The following is a 17,594-nucleotide window of genomic DNA, read 5'->3' as shown; positions in this document are numbered from 1 at the left end:
GCAGAGTCGCATATTGCCTGTGCATGATCGAGCTGTTGAAGTCTATTCATGGCGGCTACCCGGCTTGACGTTCAGGTCGGTGCTCATCACTTTGTCCATGCAGGCCTGGGCCGGATCTACACAGCGATTCACGATTGCGTGGTAGAGATCGGCATCCACTGCAGAGAAACGGCGTACTGGATCCTTGACGCTGGGCTTTTCAAGTTCGACGTAGTCGGCGCGCTTCAACGCCCCCCCAGCAGCTTTGGTGCTTTGCACCCACTTCTCGAAGTTCTCCGGTGTCATGCCATGGAACTTGAAGCGCATATCGGAAAAACCGGCACCGCTATAGTTAGCCGAAAAGCCCTCAAACTCGCCCGGGTGGTTAATCACCGCGTGCAAAGACGTTTCCATGCCCGGCATCGCGTAAATCTGGCCGGCCAAAGCAGGAATGTAGAAAGAGTTCATCACGGAAGAGGCCGTGATCTTGAAACGGATAGGCACATCCACCGGCGCTGCCAATTCGTTCACGGTAGCGATACCTTGCTCCGGATAGATGAATAGCCACTTCCAGTCCAACGCAACTACTTCAACGGTAATTGGCTTCACTCCGGCGGGAATCGGCCGGTTCGCATCCAGCCTCGAAAGCGGACGATAAGGGTCCAGCGTATGCGTGCTGATCCAGGTCAGCAGACCGAGTGCAATGATGATCAGCAGCGGAGCACCCCAGATCACCAGTTCCAACTGGGTGGAGTGATCCCAATCCGGTTTATAGGTAGCGGCAGTGTTGCTTTGCCGGTAGCGCCAGGAGAATAATACAATTAATGCAATTACCGGAATAATGATAACCAGCATTAACAATGTCGAGATGACAATAAGGCGTCCCTGTTGGGAAGCAATATCTCCTGAGGGGTTCATCACCACCGTATTACAGCCTGCCAGCAAAACGGCAGGGGCAAGAAATAGACCGCGACGGGCTAATTGGGATGCCATAAGGAAAAGTCCAGTCTAAACGTCAAATTATGCTAATGTACTTGTACAAGCAAACCTTGGCGATTGGACGTTTTGTCCCACCCCTTACAGATATTAGTAGAAGGGACGGGCGAGTTCAACGACCGAAACTCAAAATAGAGAGACACGATTATGTCAAGCACCAGCAGCCATAATGCCCCATTCCCTGCAGGGATACCTGCGCCTGCCCCAAAAAACACCAGTTCCGACCATGCATCGATCGCCCCGGGCGAGATAGCCATTGGCGTCGTCATAGGACGCGCATCGGAATATTTTGATTTTTTTGTATATGCAATCGCCTCCGTGCTGGTTTTTCCTTCGGTCTTCTTTCCGTTTGAACAGCGACTGGAAGGTACGCTATATGCGTTCGTGATTTTTTCATTTGCCTTTCTTGCAAGGCCTATAGGCACCGTTGCCTTCATGGCAATCCAGAAGCGCTTCAACCGCGAAGTCAAACTGACCATCGCGCTGTTCATACTCGGCATTTCCACGGCCGGTATCGCATTTTTACCGACCTATTCACATCTGGGCGCCGCCTCCATCGTCCTGCTGTCGTTCCTGCGGATAGGCCAGGGGCTGGCATTGGGCGGTTCATGGGATGGTTTGCCATCGCTGCTGGCACTGAATGCTCCCGAGAACAAGCGCGGCTGGTACGCGATGCTGGGACAACTGGGCGCCCCGGTAGGCTTCATTCTCGCCGGCAGCCTGTTTGCCTATTTGCTCTCCACCCTGACCACGGAAGAGTTCCTGGACTGGGGCTGGCGCTATCCGTTCTATGTGGCCTTCGCCATTAATGTCGTAGCGCTGTTTGCCCGCCTGCGCCTGGTATCAACCAATGAATACGCCCGCCTGCTCGATGAACGCGAGCTGGAGCCGACCAATGTCGTCGAAATGACTAGGACCCAGGGACGGAATCTGTTGATTGGCGCCCTGGCAGCGCTGGCAAGTTATGCGCTATTCCATCTGGTGACTGTTTTCCCGCTGTCCTGGATCACGATCTATTCACCGCGCTCGCTGAGCGGCTTCCTGGTCATCCAGATCATGGGAGCTGTATTGATGGCCGTCGGCGTGGTCATATCCGGCATCATCGCCGATCGCTATGGACGCCGCCGCACCCTGGGTACGCTGGCAATGCTGATTGCGCTGTTTAGCGCACTGGTTCCTACGCTGATGGATGGCGGCGAAGCTGGACAAAATGCATTCATCCTGCTCGGCTTCAGCTTGCTCGGCCTCTCTTATGGCCAGGCGGCCGGTGCTGTAACGGCTAACTTTCCGGCCAAATACCGTTACACCGGCGCAGCGCTGACTTCAGATCTGGCTTGGCTGGTAGGCGCCGGCTTTGCACCGCTGGTTGCTTTAGGCTTGTCGGCACATTTCGGTCTGGTATATGTCAGCCTTTACCTGCTATCTGGCGCGGTCTGCTCTCTCGCGGCGCTGAGCCTGAATCGTGCGCTGGAAATACGCGACTAAGACACAGCTAAGATGCAACTAAGACGCAAAAAAAATCCGCACCATAGAAAATGCCCGCATCCGCGGGCATTTTTACAATCAAGCCTGCAAGTCTGGATAGCCGAGAAACAGCGCTGTAATCCACTCTGCAAACACGCTGAGCTTCGATGAAGCCATGCGCCCTTGCGGATACAGCAGCGACACCGGCATCGGTGTGGGCGGCCATTCAGCCAGCACTTCTACCAGTGCCCCGCTTTCCAGATGCGTCCGGACCTGATAGCGTCCGCATTGGGCCAAACCGAGTCCTTGCAAGGCGCAGCACAAGTTTGCATCTGCATCATTGATCGCAACCGGCCCGCTCATTTCTACCTTGACGGCCTTGCCGTCGACAGTGAAATCCCAATCGAAGGCACGGCCCGTACGACCAGAAAAATGCACAATGCTTTGATGTTTGCTTAAATCCTGAATAGTCTCCGGCACTCCCCTGCTGGCAAGATAAGACGGCGCGGCACAGGTTAAAAAGCCCATATTGCCTATCCTGCGGCCTATCATCGAAGAATCCTGCAAGTCGCCTACCCGCAATGCGACGTCGATGCCCTCTTGCGTCAAATCTACCAGCCTGTCGGTCAGGCTGATTACCAGTTCAACTTCCGGATAGGCCGCGTGAAAGCTGGAAATATGCGGCAACACCAGATTGCGGCCCACTGCACCGGGAAGATCTACGCGCAATTTACCCTTGGGCCTGTGCGAATCAGGCCCACGAAATGTGGTTTCAGCCTCCTCGATAGATGCCAGTATTTCTACACATTTCTGAAAATAATGCGCTCCGTCCGATGTCAGCGACAGCCTGCGTGTCGTCCGCTGCAATAGCTTGGTGCCTAAGAAAGCTTCCAGGTTCTGCATGGTTGCCGTCAGCGAGGCGCGCGGCAGATTCAAGGTTTCTGCCGCCTTGGAGAAGCTGTTCGCCTCAACGATGCGAACAAAGGTTTGCATTGCCTTCAACCTATCCATGTCATCTCCCTCGCACTATTGTTCATTTAAAACGAAAAGTATAAGTGGATTATGCCCTAATTATCTTTAAATGACTTCCACCTACAATTCCCCCATCGAAAATTTTTTATTGAGAGGGAACAAAATGAGCGCGGATACCAAGCACGAACCAGATATTTCACGCGGCATGGTATGGCTGCTGGCCATTGCGGCCGGCCTGATTGTGGCCAACCTGTACTACGCACAAACCCTGGTAGGTCCGATCAGCGCTGCAACCGGGCTGTCCTCCCAGGCAGCGGGGCTGATTGTTACCTTGACGCAAATTGGCTACACCTTAGGCTTGCTGTTCATTGTTCCGCTTGGCGACCTGCTGGAAAACCGCAAGCTGATCTTTAGCGGACTGATTTTCACGGCAATTGCCTTGATGGCCGCTGCACTGAGTAGTAGCGCCTGGATGTTTTTGGCTGCCGCGCTGGGCATAGGCCTGGGATCTGTCGCTGCGCAAATTCTGGTCCCGTTTGCAGCGCATCTGTCCAAAGAAGCCACCCGCGGCCAAACCGTAGGCAAAGTCGTCAGCGGCCTGCTGATGGGTATCATGCTGGCGCGCCCAGCAGCGAGCCTGATTGCCGACCACTCAAACTGGCACATTGTCTTTGGCGGCGCATCCATCCTGATACTGGCGTTGGCGGCAGTGCTGCGCAGCAAACTGCCACTGCGAGTGCCGAACTCTCCAATGTCCTATCCGACGCTGATAGGCTCGTTGTGGAAACTGTTCCTGAGCACACCCGTACTGCGCCGCCGCGCCGCCTATCACGCCGGCCTGTTTGGATCGTTCAGCCTGTTCTGGACCGTGGTACCGATGGAGCTCGCCGGCCCGCATTTCCATATGTCGCAAACCGGGATCGCGGTGTTCGCACTGGTCGGCATGGCAGGCGCAATCGCCTCCCCGATAGCCGGCCGCCTGGCCGACGCAGGACATACCTTGTTCGCCACAGCCGCTGCACTGCTGCTGGGTGTCGCAGGCTTTGTCCTGCCGATGATTGTGACCGATTCGCACAATGTGGCATTGGCTCTGCTGGTTGCCGCATCCATCATTCTGGATATGGGTGTTGCCGCGAACCTAGTGCTGGGACAACGCGCAATATTCAGCCTCGGCGCAGAAGTGCGCAGCCGCTTGAACGGCCTCTACTTCGCACTGTTCTTCGCCGGTGGCGCGCTGGGCTCAGCACTTGGTGGATGGTCCTTTGCTTCTTATGGATGGCACGGCGCACTGCTGACCGGCATGGCATTTCCCGCCGCAGCATTTATCTACTGGTTGGTGGAATTGCTGGAAAAACTTCAGCTGCAAAGGCGCAAACTGGCCTGATCGATAGTTGTCCTTCAAATACAAATGCCCGCTTGCGCGGGCATTTGTATTTTGGCGGAGAAAGGGGGACTCGCCCCCCGAAAGTCTTTACCAGATATGCATCTCAGGGAAGCGCTGGCAAGAAATCGCCATTCAATCCTAGCTACGCCGTGAATCGATGTCAGCAGTCATTCCAATAAATTGAACTACCAGGAAAATTGACCGTGATTTACAACGCAGCTTCGAGCACGCAGCGGCTGAGCGCAAGCGTGACATCCTGTCGCCCCCACCAGGTCGGTCATGCCATGCGCTTCCAGCTGCTGGACAATCGCATCGATGTCCTTTGCGACGATATCGTAGGCGTGCTGACGCGTAGGTACGCCCAGCCCTTCAAAGAAGGCACGCATGCGCGCGATTGCGGCGTCAATGCACTCTGAATATCGCTGGCGGCTTGAGGGCATTGTGAGGGGCTACTTTTCAGACTCGACTATCTGATTCCGAGATGAGGCTTATTTCTCATTCATTTCAAAGCAGACAATTTTTATATCCTCGATACGCGCGTTGCCCAAGTATTGACAAAATTTTTAGACAACCACGACTAACATAGGCATCAATGCATCTATATGTAATGGAGTGAATAAATGAAAAATCCGTCTATCGATCATGCGCATCACTTGAGAGAAATCAGTGCACATCAAAGGCTGCGCCAACGTAGGAATATGAAGATGGTTTTGACCTACCTCACCGTCGCTTCCATGGCGGTCGCCAGCGCCTTGTTCTTTTCATTGAACGCTGTCCAGGCGTAAGCCTGGACTATCTGAGAGTCGTCGTATCGCATCAGGAGGCATCATTTCTACTGAGCAGCGAATCACCTGTAGCATTTTTATTACTCTGGCCATCTTTGCTGCTATGCTGCACCCGCGCAGCGCAGCGGTGCGCGCCGCCCCTGCTACAAGGCCGACACGTGCCGCCAATATCCAGGTCATCGAGAGTGAACAGCATTTCGGGTATTTCTTGGCCGAGCCTGTATCAGATGTTCTATACATCAGCCGCGCTGCCGCGCTGCGTCAAGTAGACCGTATTGCGAGAGCGCGCAATATGCCGCGTGAAGCCTTGCGGCTGTTGGTCAACTCCAGTATGCAGGCTGAGCCGCAACAAAACCCTGGCGATGGCAAGGTCAGCCTGCTGGCGTTGAATTTAATCCTGGACGTACAAAACATACACTACCGCTAGGGCGTGTTGACATATGCGTTTTAAGAAAAAGCGCACCCGGCAAACGAAGTATTCTCCCAGCAGAAGGCGATACACCTAACCGACACGCGTTAGCCTGCATAATCTCGCAACAGATTCTTAAGCGTTAGAAGTGGCTTGCATAAGATAGCGAAGAGCATGCAAGCGATGAATGGCAGCGGAAAAAGGCGGCATTTATTAACGGGAGCTTATGTTCCCGCAGAGACGCCGAAATTTATGCGTTATTGATGCCGAATAACAAAAGATTGATAAAACTTTTACATCGAAGCCGCTATCCTTCTGAGCTCATACAGCAGCCGCTGTTATGGTGGATGGAGAAATTTTATGTTCGAACTCAATAAAGACTACAGCCGTGAAAACATTCATCAGACTGTAGGTGGTAACAAGGAATCGTTCCTGCCAGCTTCTCGTGGAAAAATTGTCGCAGCATGTCTGCGTCCCGATTTAAATCCGAGAGCGCCAGAATATATTGTCTGCAATAGCGGAGCAGCAGCGCGAGCATCCGGCTTCACGCTGTCCCGCCAAATTGATCCCGTTCCCGTATTTATTCGCCAGGACTCGGATCGATACCGCTTCGTCGGCCATTTCGTTGTGCAGGAATCGTACACGACGCAAGTCGATTGCGCACCTTTTGCGCAGGGGACCGGATTCACCTCAGGCCAGATTTCGCGCGTCATCAAGATGACGCCTCACAAATAAACTTGGTGCACAAAAGAAAATGCCCGCTTACGCGGGCATTTGTATTTTGGCGGAGAAAGGGGGATTCGAACCCCCGGTAGGCTATGAACCTGTACATTCATTCCCCGCAAACCCTCATGGATAAAGGATATACAGGGATTTCACTGCGCTATTACTTCACCAATCCAGCGTCTGTAAGCTATTGAATATATTAGTTTTACATTTGTTCAATAGCGCAGTTCACGTCCCAAAAAAGCATGACGTTGCTGTGTCACTGCGGCGATACGATCCGGTCATCTCATAGCAGCCCAGATAACACTTTTACATTTCTCGCGAGTCGATCCAACAGCATAGATCTTAGTGAAGTTGGCAACTGTGATGCAACCTGTCCAAATGTTGATTCAATACGAACAAGTAGTGCGTCCAGATGGCTTGCGGCTTCTTGCGACGTTTTGAAACCAAACCGAACGGCGTCGGCAAGAAAGGCAGCACGACTTATTGCAAAGGTGCCGACTGACACTTGAAGCGTGAGACGCTTCGGTGTTTCGTCCGAGTTAGGGACAACGTCGAAGGCAGGCGACAGACGCCACCTGTGCTCGGACGGTTGGTATATGGCAGCATGATTTCTTGGATGGTCGTCGTCATTGCCAACAACAGCGTTGAACACCATACGGTCGAATAACTCCTTCCAGTCTTCGACTGGGGCACCTATCCGGCGCAGTTCCTCCGCCAGTCGGGGATAGCTCCAACGCGCGACTTCCGAAGAACTGGCCCCAGGGTACTCAGTCCCAAGCAAGGATGCTCCGCTGATAGTCATAAAGCGTCTTTCCCCATGCCTGTCAAAACGCAGTACCCGAACAACGCTCTGCTCGCCAGACAGGCGGTGTAGCACCGTCTTAGCGAAATTCATACCGGCCAGGGTCCCCCATTGGAGCGCCACATGCTCCAATAGCGGTATATCCGCCGTATCAGTAGGTAAAAACGGCTTGACCAACCAATAGTCATCTCCGTCACGAATCGTCGCCTTCGCTCTTGCTCCGCCTATGCTGGGGGTTCCAACAAGTCGCCTACGAAGCTTGGCATCGACCGGTGGTCGTCGCTCCGCAATGGCCAGCAGCTCCTGAGCCAACGCGTCAAGCTGGGGCAATTTTGGGAATGCCGTGTTTGCTACGGACGGCAATTTAGTTTTGCCGACCGCCAGTGCCCCCCACCTATCAGCATTGCTGGCTAACACGAGATACTTGGATTCATGCGTGTTGGATGGCAGCTGGTGTTCCTTTTGGAGCAGTAGTTTGCCCCAGGCGTCGGGACTTGCATCGCGAAGAGCATCATGAAGGCCGCTGTATCGCGGGGCGACGAAATCGTGGTTAGGGATCAGAGGAAGATTCACTGGGTCGATTGACCAAGCAAAGCCGGATTCTATGTAACTGGGCGCATAGAGGAATTTACCAGCATTCGTCGCAAGGTCCAGTGTATAACGTCCTACAGTGACCCACTCTCCGTTATCGGGGCGCTGTAGATAGATGTATAGCGGCCTAGAAGTCATCGTCAGCTTCCTTAGAATATCCCAGGCGGACCCTATGATTCACAGTGGAAGTGTTTTTCAGGTCGATCGGAAGCGATGGCGCCACGATCTCTATTGCCCCCAAGATCATGAAGGCATTGAGGTACAGCCCGGCGCCTGCCCCCGGGTCACCTTTCTCCAGCCGCCGCAACGTCGTATGGGTAATTCCCATACGCTCGCATAGGTCCACCATCCTGATATTCTGGGTCAGCCGTAGATTTCTGATACAGGCCCCCCAAGTGTGAAGGCGCTCTACAACAAGGGTTGGTGCTTCGTCACTGGGTAGGCGTTTCTTAGGCATTGACTCATCAGAAATGAATATAGATACTCTTTTATATCACATAAAAGAGTATCTATCAACATTATCTCATTTTTAAATTAAATATAGATGCTCTCTTAATGGCATTAAAAGAGCATCTATCATAGGAACCAAATTCCGACACAAGCGCTACATGTAAAATTTACCGCGGCGGCCATAGCTTAGTGGAACCACCGGCAGTTGGGGGGCAACTTTCGGTCAGCGGCAACATCCTTGTGGTTAGGAAACCCCAGCGAAGGTGGATATTTCACGTTACATACTCCTCCGATTTACATGCGAGGCAACCACATGCCCACTGTCGCCACGGCGATGCCAAGGCTCATTGCCAGGGTCACTCCAGTCAGCACTGCGGCCATGGCGATGTGCGCCATCACTCCTCCGCTCGTGCGACAGCGCAAGTAGAGCTCAAGCACTGCTAGCGGAAGAAGGTACTGGGCGTATGCCAAGAAACTCAGGAAGGGCCCGGTAAAAGTGTCCGGATTAAAGCCGGCAGGACCACCGTGGATGGCAAGCCAGAACATCAAGCCGATGCGGAAGAACCATACGCCGCCGACCGCCAAGAACAGTCGCAACGCCCAGCGACTGTGTGACGCAAAGTCGCGTCTTAGGGCCCGACGTAACGCCATGCCGGCGAACAGCAATATCAGTAAGGCGTTCAGGCTAGTGCCTAGGTGTTGGACCAAGTCGCCGACCGCGCCGCGAAACCACACCATGTACAAGCCGGTTAGACCGCCCATGACGGCGCCGGCCAGATAGAGCCTTCCATTCCAGCGATGAAAAGCGGGGGCGTTATGGCGCACTCCCGGAACCAACTGTAACGCACCGCTCATCATGACAACTAGTGCCAACAGCAAATGCACGCCGATAGCGACGTTACCCACGGAATCCCCAAGGATATGACCGTGCGTCATTACGGCATTCCAGCCATTGAAGTCGCCCCGTAGCGCCGAACGGCCATAAAGGGCCGCAATATAAGCCGCAAAGACTAACTGGCCGGCAAAGGTACACAGGAACCAAAACTTAACGGCAGACGCGAGCGCGGTCTTTGCCCATTCCGGGGGAGCAGGTTCGCGCACTAAATCGGCCAGGGATGTGGAGGTAACGGATGTCATATGTTCCTTTGTAATGTCATTGTGTATGCGCCACGATAGCCAGCTGAGGACGTTACAGACAACATGCTTTGCCAAACTATGCGACGAACGACGGTTTTTAGGGCTTGAACGAAGGTTGTGCATCGGTTATCGTGTGCCGATGACGCCATCGCCATCGCAACCCATGACCCGAACCGCCGCCAATATCCTTCCATCGGCATGGCAGGCACTCGTGGTCACGATTTTTACCTTGCTGCTGTCGTGGCTGTTGCATTTGGTCAGCGGCACGCCGTACTTGAGCGTGTTCGGCCGCATTGGATTTATCGGTGCGGCTTTGTTGATGGCGTATTCAGCGGCGGGCGCATTACGTCCGCGCTGGCTGCCTTTGGGCCCTGCCCGGCTGGGCGCAGTGGTGCTAACAGCGCCCGTCGCGGCATTCATCACAGCGCTGGTGACGCAACGCGGAAATTTCATTCCTTACCTAGCCCAGACCGAAACGCTAGTGGGTCATGGGTTGATGGTACTTCTGGCGGTGATCTTCGGCGTGCTTTTTTCCCTATTGGCGATGCGCAACGAGCGAAAGGAGCGTGAGCGCGCCGATCGGCTTCAGATTGAGGTGGAAAAGAATACAATTGAGCGGGAATTGCTGGATACCCGCTTGCGCCTGCTGCAGGCACAGATCGAGCCGCACTTCCTATTCAACACGCTTGCCAACATCGAAGCCCTGGTCGCTGCCGGCTCAGCTAATGCTGGCCCAGTATTGCGGCACCTGATCGCCTATTTGCGCGCGGCAATGCCGCGCCTTAGCGACGCCGACGCAACGCTGACGACCGAGCTGCATCTGGTTCGCGCTTACCTTGAACTGATGCACCTCCGCATGCCCGATCGTTTGCAGTTTGATGTGAATGAGGTCCCGCAAACGGCGACGCTACGCTTTCCCGCAATGGCGCTGTTGACACTGGTTGAAAATGCGGTCCGCCATGGTATCGACCCGAGCACGGACGGGGGCCGGATTGAAGTCGGCGGACGGCGCGAAGATGAGACTGGTGCAATGACAATATGGGTTAGCGACACAGGTGTAGGCATGTCCGAAACCGCGCAACCGGGCACCGGACTTGCCAACTTGCGCACCCGCTTACAAGCCTTTTACGGAGCAGGTGCTCGTCTTGATATGCATGAGCAAGCTCCCCACGGCGTGCGCGTCGAATTACATTTTCATCCTGGAGAGAAAGCATGAGGCATGCTACGGGCTTGATTGCCGACGACGAACCTCTGCTGCGCGAACGACTGCGCGCGCACTTGACTGCATTGTGGCCGGAACTCGTGTTGACCGATGACGCGCGCAACGGCCTGGAAGCGCTGGCACTGTTCGAACAACATCGTCCCCATATAGTATTCCTGGATATCCATATGCCCGGCCTGAGCGGCATCGACACAGCGCGAGCGCTCAACGGCCACGCCCACCTAGTGTTCGTAACGGCGTATGAACAATATGCGCTGCAGGCGTTTGAACAGGGCGCTATCGATTATTTGGTCAAACCTATCGATTCGGCCCGCCTTGCCCACACGGTGGAACGCTTGAAGCGTCAGCTAGCTGGACCGATAGCGGAGGGCGCAGCATTAGACCTCATGCTTGATCGGCTTGCACGCAGACTGGAACAGCGTGTGCAATCCAAATCATGGCTCCAGTGGATCAAGGCATCGGTGGGTAATAGCGTGCGCCTGATCCCGGTCGAACAGGTTCAATTCCTGCGTGCCGACGACAAGTATACGCTGGTCGTCTGGGACGAAGGCGAGGCGCTGATTCGAAAAAGCATACGTGAACTAGCGGAGCAGCTGGATCCTGAGCGTTTCGTGCAAACGCACCGCTCTGTCATCGTCAACCTACGATGCGTGATTGAAGTTATAAGAGGCGTCAACGAAACGGCGGAGCTGCACTTGCGCGGGCGCAGTGAGACGCTGCCGGTGAGTCGAAACTATTTGTGTCACTTCCGTCAAATGTGACCATCAACTTCAACCGCTTTCGCTTAAGAGGCAGGGCCGCGACACTTCATAACTGATTTTCTCGAACGTGCCAGGGCTATTTGTGGGATCCATACCTAAAATTATTATCTTAGAATTTCGTCGGGCATCCGATATTACGTTGGTAGGCCAAAGCAGTAAAGAATTTGGTCTCATCCCTAATAGCGCGGAGGTTTAGAACGGGTATTTTAATTATGTGTGTTAAACCGTCTGTTCGAAAGCACACTTAAGGGGCTAGAATATTGCTTTATATATATCAATATCAACACCGGTAACGTGGTATAACTGGTTCGGTCAACTAGTGATTTTCATTGGAGCTTGCTCAACCATGGCAACATTACCCAATATCTCTGACCGGTCAGAAAAAGCGGCGAGCTGCATTCAATGCAAGAAGGCAGAACCGTTGAACTTTGATTTCACCTTTGCATATCAACCTATCATCGAACTCTCTACGCGGTCGATTTTCGGGCATGAAGCTCTCGTGCGTGGTCCCAACGGGGAATCAGCTTTTTCGGTCTTGTCACGGGTGAACGACGAGAACCGATATATGTTTGACCAAGCCTGTCGCGTCGGCGCCATCAGGGGCGCGGCACAGCTTGGCATTACAGAATTCTTGTCTATCAATTTCCTCCCCAACGCAGTATATCGCCCTGAGGCCTGCATACAGGCAACTTTCGCTGCAGCTCGTGAGCACAAGTTCCCGATACAACGCATTATTTTCGAGGTAACCGAAGGCGAAGAGGTTAGAGACCGACCACATCTCGTGAACATATTTAATGAGTATCACAGGTTTGGTTTTCAGACGGCTATCGACGATTTCGGGGCTGGCTACGCTGGATTAACTTTGCTGTCAGAGTATCAGCCGGATATCATAAAAATCGACATGGAGCTGGTTAGAGGGATTGAAAGAAGCACATCGAAGCGAGCCATCGTAAAAGGTATTGCATCCATTTGCGGCGAACTAAACATTAAAGTATTGGCTGAGGGAATCGAAACAACCGCCGAACGCGACTGTTTACAGGATCTAGGCATCAACCTCATGCAGGGATATTTGTTTTGCAGGCCGACTTTAATGGCGATAGGAATGATCAATCCGGATTCTTGGTGACAATTCGGTAGAAGGGAATTACTTTCTGGGTAATGCCGTAAATACGCTTCTTGTGCGATATGTTCTCACTCAAACTGGGCGTGTGGGCATGTCAAGTCAATCCAGCTAAGGTTCATATATGGCGAAAATCTGTGTTATCGCCCAATTCGCTGGAGATGAGTTCGCATTTGAATAATGCTTCGTCGAATCCATGTTTTGACGGTGCCGAGTGGCAAATTGGTTACACGAGCCACCTCGGCATGTGACATGTCAGCGTAGTAGGCGAGATGAATGAGGTCGCGATGGGTACAGTCTAATACCGACATGCAATAATCCAGGCGTGTCAAATCACCTAGTAACCGCATTGGATCGCTCCCATGGCTGGCAGAAAGGCACTGATATTCGTCGCAATCGTCGATACCCATTTCGATATAGCGATATCGCTTCCGAACCACATCAAACGCCTTATTACGGATGACGCTAGTCATCCATACCATCGGCGCCGCCATGTCATTTTTATAGCTTGAGGCTGAACACCAAATTGACATTAAGCCCTCTTGAACAGCCTCTTCTGCCAGTTCACGATTATTGAGAATGCGGAATGCGGCATTTAAGAGCTGTCCCGCGATGGCATCGTGCAATTGGCGAAAGGCATTTATGTCGCGTGCACTTACTTGTGATAACCAGAGCTTCAATTGGTGTGAATGTGCTTCGCTGTTGTTCGTTGGCATTACGCAGTCCGATCCACGAAAGACAGCTAATGAGCGAAATCTCTATTGCTATCATTGGCGACTATGGATTGCTTCGGATGATTGAACTGTGCGCTTACACACCAACCACTGATTAAAATAAGTTCGATTCATTTTCTCGTTTCTATACTGTCCAGAAAACAATCTATTTTCTTACATGAACACTGATGCCCAAACCTTATGGTGAGGGCTATTTTAATGTTCATGCGGTTTGATAACTTGTTCATTGTTCAGCTTGAATTTGATCGGCTCAAGATTAAGCGCTTGTATGGATGCTACCATTTCTTCCATCGTCCTTTGCTGGCGATCATCATTTCTACATCCTCTCTCGTGAATAAACAAACTAAGCAAGCGTCGTCTTTAAGGGCTGGGCGTTGCGGCTCCACACTTGCCGCAAGGGTTTGCGGCAAGTGCGTTCTAACAAGATTGTCACTTCTGCGACCGGCAGCGGCTTGCTGAAGAAATACCCTTGTATTTCATCGCAGCCGTTTGCTTTCAGAAATTCAAGCTGATCTGCGGTTTCAATTCCTTCGGCGACCACGTCCAGCCGCAGGCAATGCGCAAGCCCTATGATGCCGGTAGTAATGGCCATGTCATCGGCTTCGTTGGGAATGTCCTTGATAAATGACCTGTCGATCTTCACACAATCGACCGGCAGATGGCGCAGGTAGGCCAGCGACGAATAGCCCGTGCCGAAATCGTCTATCGACAGGCGGACGCCGAGCAGTTTAAGTTGCTGCAAGACCCGGATTGCATGCTCAGCGTCATGCATCACCATGCTCTCGGTGAGTTCTATCTCCAACCAGTCAGACGCCATTCCGGTTTGATCCAGGATGTTCGAGATATCCTGGAGTATTTTTTCATCCCGGAACTGCCGGGCTGACAGGTTGACCGCCACCCGCATCGGTGCCAACCCTTGCCTTTGCCATTCGACGTTCTGCCGGCAGGCCGTTTTCAACACCCATTTGCCGATCTCGATAATGAGGCCGGATTCTTCTGCCAGCGGGATAAACTCTACCGGAGAAATCATGCCTAATTGCGGATGCCTCCAGCGCAACAGCGCTTCTACTCCGCTGATTTCGCCGGTGCGCAAGTCGAGCTTGGGCTGATAATGCAAGAACATCTCATCGCGGGCCACTGCATGCCGCAAGCTCGCCTCCAGCGTGAAGCGCTTCAGGGAGTCTTTGTTCATCAGCGGGGAATAGAACTGGTAGCTGTTGCCGTTGACCTTGGCACGATACATCGCCACGTCCGCATTTTTCAGCAGTGTTTCGACATCGCTACCGTCGTCTGGCGCAACAGCAATGCCGATACTGGCGGTCGTCCTGAATTCCTTGCCGTTGATGTGGAACGGCTGCGCCGAACTTTCCAGGATTTTGTTGACGACCGAAATCACGTCATCGGTCCCCGGAAACCTCTCTATCATGATGGCGAATTCATCACCGCCGAACCGCGCCACGCTGTCGCTTTCACGCAGGCACGCTGTCAGCCGGCGCGAAAATTCGATCAACAGCAAGTCACCTGCACTATGGCCCAGCGTATCGTTGATCACTTTGAAACGATCGATGTCGATAAACAGCACCGCCAAGCCTTCTTGATAGCGCGCGTGGCGGTTCAGGGCTTGTTGCAAGGTTTGGTTGAACATGCTGCGATTCGGCAGGTCCGTCAGCGCATCGTGCCATGCGACGTGATGCAGATTCCTTTCTGTCGCCTCGCGTTGCAGGTACAGGCTGATCTGGCTGCTGATGGACAGCAGCATTTTTTGCAATCCCTCATACGGCTGGTATTCAGAGGCGCCGAAACATTCAATCACGCCAAATATTTTTTCGTCTGACGCAACCGGGCAGGCGAACACGCTGGAGACGTTCGACGGCATGGCGGCGCGCTGGCGGTTTTGCGGATAAGCGTCGAAGTCCGGCCTGATGATAGGAGCGCAGCGCTTCCAGCAGCGTCCAGCCAGGCCCTGGTCCAAGGAAATCTGCTCCTCCCTTTGCGCAGCCATGAATGGAGCAAGATCCATGGCATCTGCGCACCATGCGTCGCTGTAAATGAGCTGAGCTCCCTGTTCATCGGCGATGCGGAACACGGCGCATACGCAGTCCAGCCCTCGGACCAGGGTTTCCAGCACTTCGGGCATGACCTGCTCCGGATTTGCGCCGGAGGCAACCAGTTGCGTGACGCGGTGCTCCACTTCCGCCAGCAGAGTGGCCTGCTTGCGTTCAGTGATATCCATGATCGTGCCATTGAGCGAGGCATCGACGGATTCATGCGAAGCCTGAAAGATAATTTGCGTCCAGCGGATGGCGCCATGCGGATGGGATATGCGGTATTCCCCGCTCATCCTATGCCCGCTCCAGATCGCACTCTCCAGCGCCGCTTCCATCTGCGCCCGGTCGCTGTCGCGTATGCGGCACAGGAACTGGCCGAGATCCGGGCGGACGTCGCCGACGGCCATGCCCAGGATCCGATAAGTCTCGGCCGACCAGTGCATGCTTTGATCCGCCGGGTTGAGCGACAGGCTGCCCAGGTGCGCGGTACGCTGCGCCTCGGCCAGCCTGGCCTGGTTTTCCCGCAAATGCCTGGTCATCGCGTTGGCGATCTTGACCGCCCCGCTGCGCGAGATGGTCATCGCGTAAAAAGCCCATGACAGCAGGATGCTGCACAGCAGGCCGCCCGACAGCGCAAGCCAGGGCAGCGCCGCATCGAGCCGGTTCATATTGGACTCCGGCCTGGCGCTGAATACCAGCCCCCAGCTACGGCCGCCTATTTCCATCGGCAACGACGTCATCAACTGCTCGCCGGACACGTCGGCATCGGCGGCGCCCCTGGACGCGTCCAACAGCTGGTTGCTGTCGAAAACCAAATTTTCCTTGCTTTCGAGCTGGGCGGCCGCTTTGCCGCCGGCCGGTCCGCGATCGTAGAGCCGAAAGCGCATGCGCCGCAGACCTTCCTCGTCGGACACACCTTGCATGAGTTTCTTTACATTGAAGCCTGCGCCTACCGAACCGATATAGGCTGCGCGCCGCTGTTCCAGCGTGGTTTGCGGCATGTCGTTGCGGTACAACGGCATGCGCATGGCCAGGCCTACGTGCTGATCCGCTCCCTTGACATGGATTAAGGAGCCGGAAGAGACCAGTTCCCCCGTATCGCGGCTGGTTGCGAGAGCCGCTTGCGTCCTCGGGTTAAAGGCTAGGTCTTTGCCGAAGGTGCTGGCGTTGTTTTCCATCGGCTCCTGATAGAGCAGCACCGAATAGCTGGACCTTTGTCCGGCGGGCTTGATGGAGAAGTCGGGATAGCCGCGCAAGTCCAGGCTGGCATCCTGCCTGACCCTGGATTCAAAGGCTGCTTTATTGTCATCTGTGACAAACTGCGCGTAGTTCAGGTTTTGAAAGCCAGGATAGCTTTCGACCAGCTTGAGGTCTGTCACATAACGGTGGAAATCGACACGGGACACCATGCTGGACGTGTGAAACAGTGCCCTTAGCCCGCGAATGACATCGACGTACGACGAGATGCGCGCACTGATTACGTGGTGGACATCGCTGGCCTTGCGCTCAAAGCGGAGCCGGGCCTCGTCGTCGATCTGGTTCGAGACCAGGGAAAACATCAGCAGCGAAAGCCCGCCGCCAATAATCAAGGTGAGCGATGGGGTAAAGGAATTGCTAGACAAAAAGGGGCGCACATCGCGCCTTAACAGCGACAATCTGTCCATGAATTTATCCCATCGAATCAACAGAGCTCCCACCATCAACGATCCCGATTTAGTTGCGCGAAATGCCATCGATGTAGTTCCCAATTAGCATTTTTCATTGCCCATTCTTTCCAACTTACTTTGACACTTGTCGATGCGGCCATTTGCGGCAATTGCATGATTTGAACAAGATCTAGTACAGCCACTTCCGAAACAAGTCCAACCCACCGTGTTTGTCAGGCGGTTAGCAGCTTTGAGAATAAAAGGCAGGGGTTAATTTGTTGTAGATAGAATCACCGAGTTTTAGCATGGCGCGCATGCTGGAATCGGCGACAGATGGCGAGATATCCGCTTGGTGTTTTAATAAC

The 17,594-nt window shown here is 53.8% G+C and carries 14 protein-coding genes and 1 pseudogene; 8 read left to right on the top strand and 7 right to left on the bottom strand.

From position 1 onward, the window contains the following. Positions 1-42: 42 nt before the first annotated feature. Positions 43-972: a ubiquinol oxidase subunit II gene (gene cyoA, locus IEW12_RS27825; RefSeq protein ID WP_188569417.1), complete on the bottom strand. Its 930-nt coding sequence runs from the start codon at positions 970-972 to the stop codon at positions 43-45. Between the two features lie 150 nt (positions 973-1,122). Between cyoA and IEW12_RS27820 the strand changes: the two genes are divergently transcribed. Continuing rightward, entirely contained in the window at positions 1,123-2,460 is a 1,338-nt protein-coding gene (locus IEW12_RS27820) for an MFS transporter (RefSeq protein WP_188569416.1), read from the top strand. A 78-nt stretch (positions 2,461-2,538) separates the two neighbouring features. On the opposite strand, the gene IEW12_RS27815 is transcribed toward IEW12_RS27820, so the two are convergent. Beyond that, entirely contained in the window at positions 2,539-3,450 is a 912-nt protein-coding gene (locus IEW12_RS27815) for a LysR family transcriptional regulator (RefSeq protein ID WP_188569415.1), read from the bottom strand. A gap of 124 nt (positions 3,451-3,574) precedes the next feature. On the opposite strand from IEW12_RS27815, the gene IEW12_RS27810 reads away from it, so the two are divergent. After that, on the top strand, positions 3,575-4,795 hold the full coding sequence (locus tag IEW12_RS27810) for an MFS transporter (protein WP_229751400.1): 1,221 nt from the start codon (positions 3,575-3,577) through the stop codon (positions 4,793-4,795). Positions 4,796-5,003: 208 nt separating this feature from the next. Here the strand turns inward: IEW12_RS27810 and IEW12_RS28980 are convergent. Beyond that, positions 5,004-5,202: pseudogene (locus tag IEW12_RS28980) on the bottom strand (NADH-dependent alcohol dehydrogenase); the annotation flags it as partial. A gap of 213 nt (positions 5,203-5,415) precedes the next feature. Between IEW12_RS28980 and IEW12_RS27805 the strand changes: the two are divergent. From IEW12_RS27805 to IEW12_RS27795, 3 genes are all read left to right on the top strand, one after another. Continuing rightward, positions 5,416-5,580 (top strand): hypothetical protein, encoded by a 165-nt coding sequence (locus IEW12_RS27805; protein WP_188569414.1) that lies wholly within the window; start codon positions 5,416-5,418, stop codon positions 5,578-5,580. A gap of 103 nt (positions 5,581-5,683) precedes the next feature. Continuing rightward, entirely contained in the window at positions 5,684-6,007 is a 324-nt protein-coding gene (locus IEW12_RS27800; protein WP_188569413.1) for a potassium-transporting ATPase subunit C, read from the top strand. A 342-nt stretch (positions 6,008-6,349) separates the two neighbouring features. Continuing rightward, a complete protein-coding gene (locus IEW12_RS27795) occupies positions 6,350-6,724 on the top strand; it encodes a hypothetical protein (protein ID WP_188569412.1) in 375 nt (124 codons plus the stop codon). A 277-nt stretch (positions 6,725-7,001) separates the two neighbouring features. Here IEW12_RS27795 and IEW12_RS27790 read toward each other — a convergent pair whose 3' ends face one another. Further along, the gene (locus tag IEW12_RS27790; RefSeq protein WP_229751399.1) at positions 7,002-8,249 is read right to left on the bottom strand and encodes a type II toxin-antitoxin system HipA family toxin; all 1,248 of its coding nucleotides are present in this window, start codon (positions 8,247-8,249) and stop codon (positions 7,002-7,004) included. 606 nt (positions 8,250-8,855) lie between these two features. Next, positions 8,856-9,698, bottom strand: coding sequence for a DUF2306 domain-containing protein (locus IEW12_RS27785; RefSeq protein ID WP_188569411.1), 843 nt, complete (start codon positions 9,696-9,698; stop codon positions 8,856-8,858). A 163-nt stretch (positions 9,699-9,861) separates the two neighbouring features. On the opposite strand from IEW12_RS27785, the gene IEW12_RS27780 reads away from it, so the two are divergent. From IEW12_RS27780 to IEW12_RS27770, 3 genes are all read left to right on the top strand, one after another. Next, a complete protein-coding gene (locus tag IEW12_RS27780; protein WP_188569410.1) occupies positions 9,862-10,914 on the top strand; it encodes a sensor histidine kinase in 1,053 nt (350 codons plus the stop codon). Further along, positions 10,911-11,681: a LytR/AlgR family response regulator transcription factor gene (locus IEW12_RS27775; RefSeq protein WP_188569409.1), complete on the top strand. Its 771-nt coding sequence runs from the start codon at positions 10,911-10,913 to the stop codon at positions 11,679-11,681. Before IEW12_RS27780 ends, IEW12_RS27775 begins: the two co-directional genes overlap by 4 nt. A gap of 346 nt (positions 11,682-12,027) precedes the next feature. Beyond that, on the top strand, positions 12,028-12,807 hold the full coding sequence (locus tag IEW12_RS27770; protein WP_188569408.1) for an EAL domain-containing protein: 780 nt from the start codon (positions 12,028-12,030) through the stop codon (positions 12,805-12,807). A gap of 134 nt (positions 12,808-12,941) precedes the next feature. On the opposite strand, the gene IEW12_RS27765 is transcribed toward IEW12_RS27770, so the two are convergent. Beyond that, positions 12,942-13,517 carry a sigma-70 family RNA polymerase sigma factor gene (locus tag IEW12_RS27765; RefSeq protein ID WP_188569407.1) on the bottom strand — a complete coding sequence of 192 codons (576 nt, stop codon included), beginning with the start codon at positions 13,515-13,517 and terminating at the stop codon, positions 12,942-12,944. A gap of 361 nt (positions 13,518-13,878) precedes the next feature. After that, positions 13,879-17,247, bottom strand: a complete 3,369-nt coding sequence (locus IEW12_RS27760; RefSeq protein WP_188569406.1) for a bifunctional diguanylate cyclase/phosphodiesterase — start codon at positions 17,245-17,247, stop codon at positions 13,879-13,881. Positions 17,248-17,594 lie beyond the last annotated feature (347 nt).

It is taken from the genome of Parundibacterium terreum, from assembly GCF_014636315.1.
In the GTDB taxonomy this organism is placed as follows: domain Bacteria; phylum Pseudomonadota; class Gammaproteobacteria; order Burkholderiales; family Burkholderiaceae_D; genus Undibacterium; species Undibacterium terreum.
The sequence above is the reverse complement of the archived record's forward strand: the minus strand, read 5'-3'. Positions and strand labels throughout refer to the sequence as shown.

Excerpts from the sequence above, each read along its gene's own strand:
- cyoA (WP_188569417.1), bottom strand. The coding sequence starts at position 972 with ATGGCATCCCAATTAGCCCGTCGCGGTCTATTTCTTGCCCCTGCCGTT.
- IEW12_RS27820 (WP_188569416.1), top strand. The coding sequence starts at position 1,123 with ATGTCAAGCACCAGCAGCCATAATGCCCCATTCCCTGCAGGGATACCT.
- IEW12_RS27815 (WP_188569415.1), bottom strand. The coding sequence starts at position 3,450 with ATGGATAGGTTGAAGGCAATGCAAACCTTTGTTCGCATCGTTGAGGCG.
- IEW12_RS27810 (WP_229751400.1), top strand. The coding sequence starts at position 3,575 with ATGAGCGCGGATACCAAGCACGAACCAGATATTTCACGCGGCATGGTA.
- IEW12_RS27805 (WP_188569414.1), top strand. The coding sequence starts at position 5,416 with ATGAAAAATCCGTCTATCGATCATGCGCATCACTTGAGAGAAATCAGT.
- IEW12_RS27800 (WP_188569413.1), top strand. The coding sequence starts at position 5,684 with ATGCTGCACCCGCGCAGCGCAGCGGTGCGCGCCGCCCCTGCTACAAGG.
- IEW12_RS27795 (WP_188569412.1), top strand. The coding sequence starts at position 6,350 with ATGTTCGAACTCAATAAAGACTACAGCCGTGAAAACATTCATCAGACT.
- IEW12_RS27790 (WP_229751399.1), bottom strand. The coding sequence starts at position 8,249 with ATGACTTCTAGGCCGCTATACATCTATCTACAGCGCCCCGATAACGGA.
- IEW12_RS27785 (WP_188569411.1), bottom strand. The coding sequence starts at position 9,698 with ATGACATCCGTTACCTCCACATCCCTGGCCGATTTAGTGCGCGAACCT.
- IEW12_RS27780 (WP_188569410.1), top strand. The coding sequence starts at position 9,862 with ATGACCCGAACCGCCGCCAATATCCTTCCATCGGCATGGCAGGCACTC.
- IEW12_RS27775 (WP_188569409.1), top strand. The coding sequence starts at position 10,911 with ATGAGGCATGCTACGGGCTTGATTGCCGACGACGAACCTCTGCTGCGC.
- IEW12_RS27770 (WP_188569408.1), top strand. The coding sequence starts at position 12,028 with ATGGCAACATTACCCAATATCTCTGACCGGTCAGAAAAAGCGGCGAGC.
- IEW12_RS27765 (WP_188569407.1), bottom strand. The coding sequence starts at position 13,517 with ATGCCAACGAACAACAGCGAAGCACATTCACACCAATTGAAGCTCTGG.
- IEW12_RS27760 (WP_188569406.1), bottom strand. The coding sequence starts at position 17,247 with ATGGACAGATTGTCGCTGTTAAGGCGCGATGTGCGCCCCTTTTTGTCT.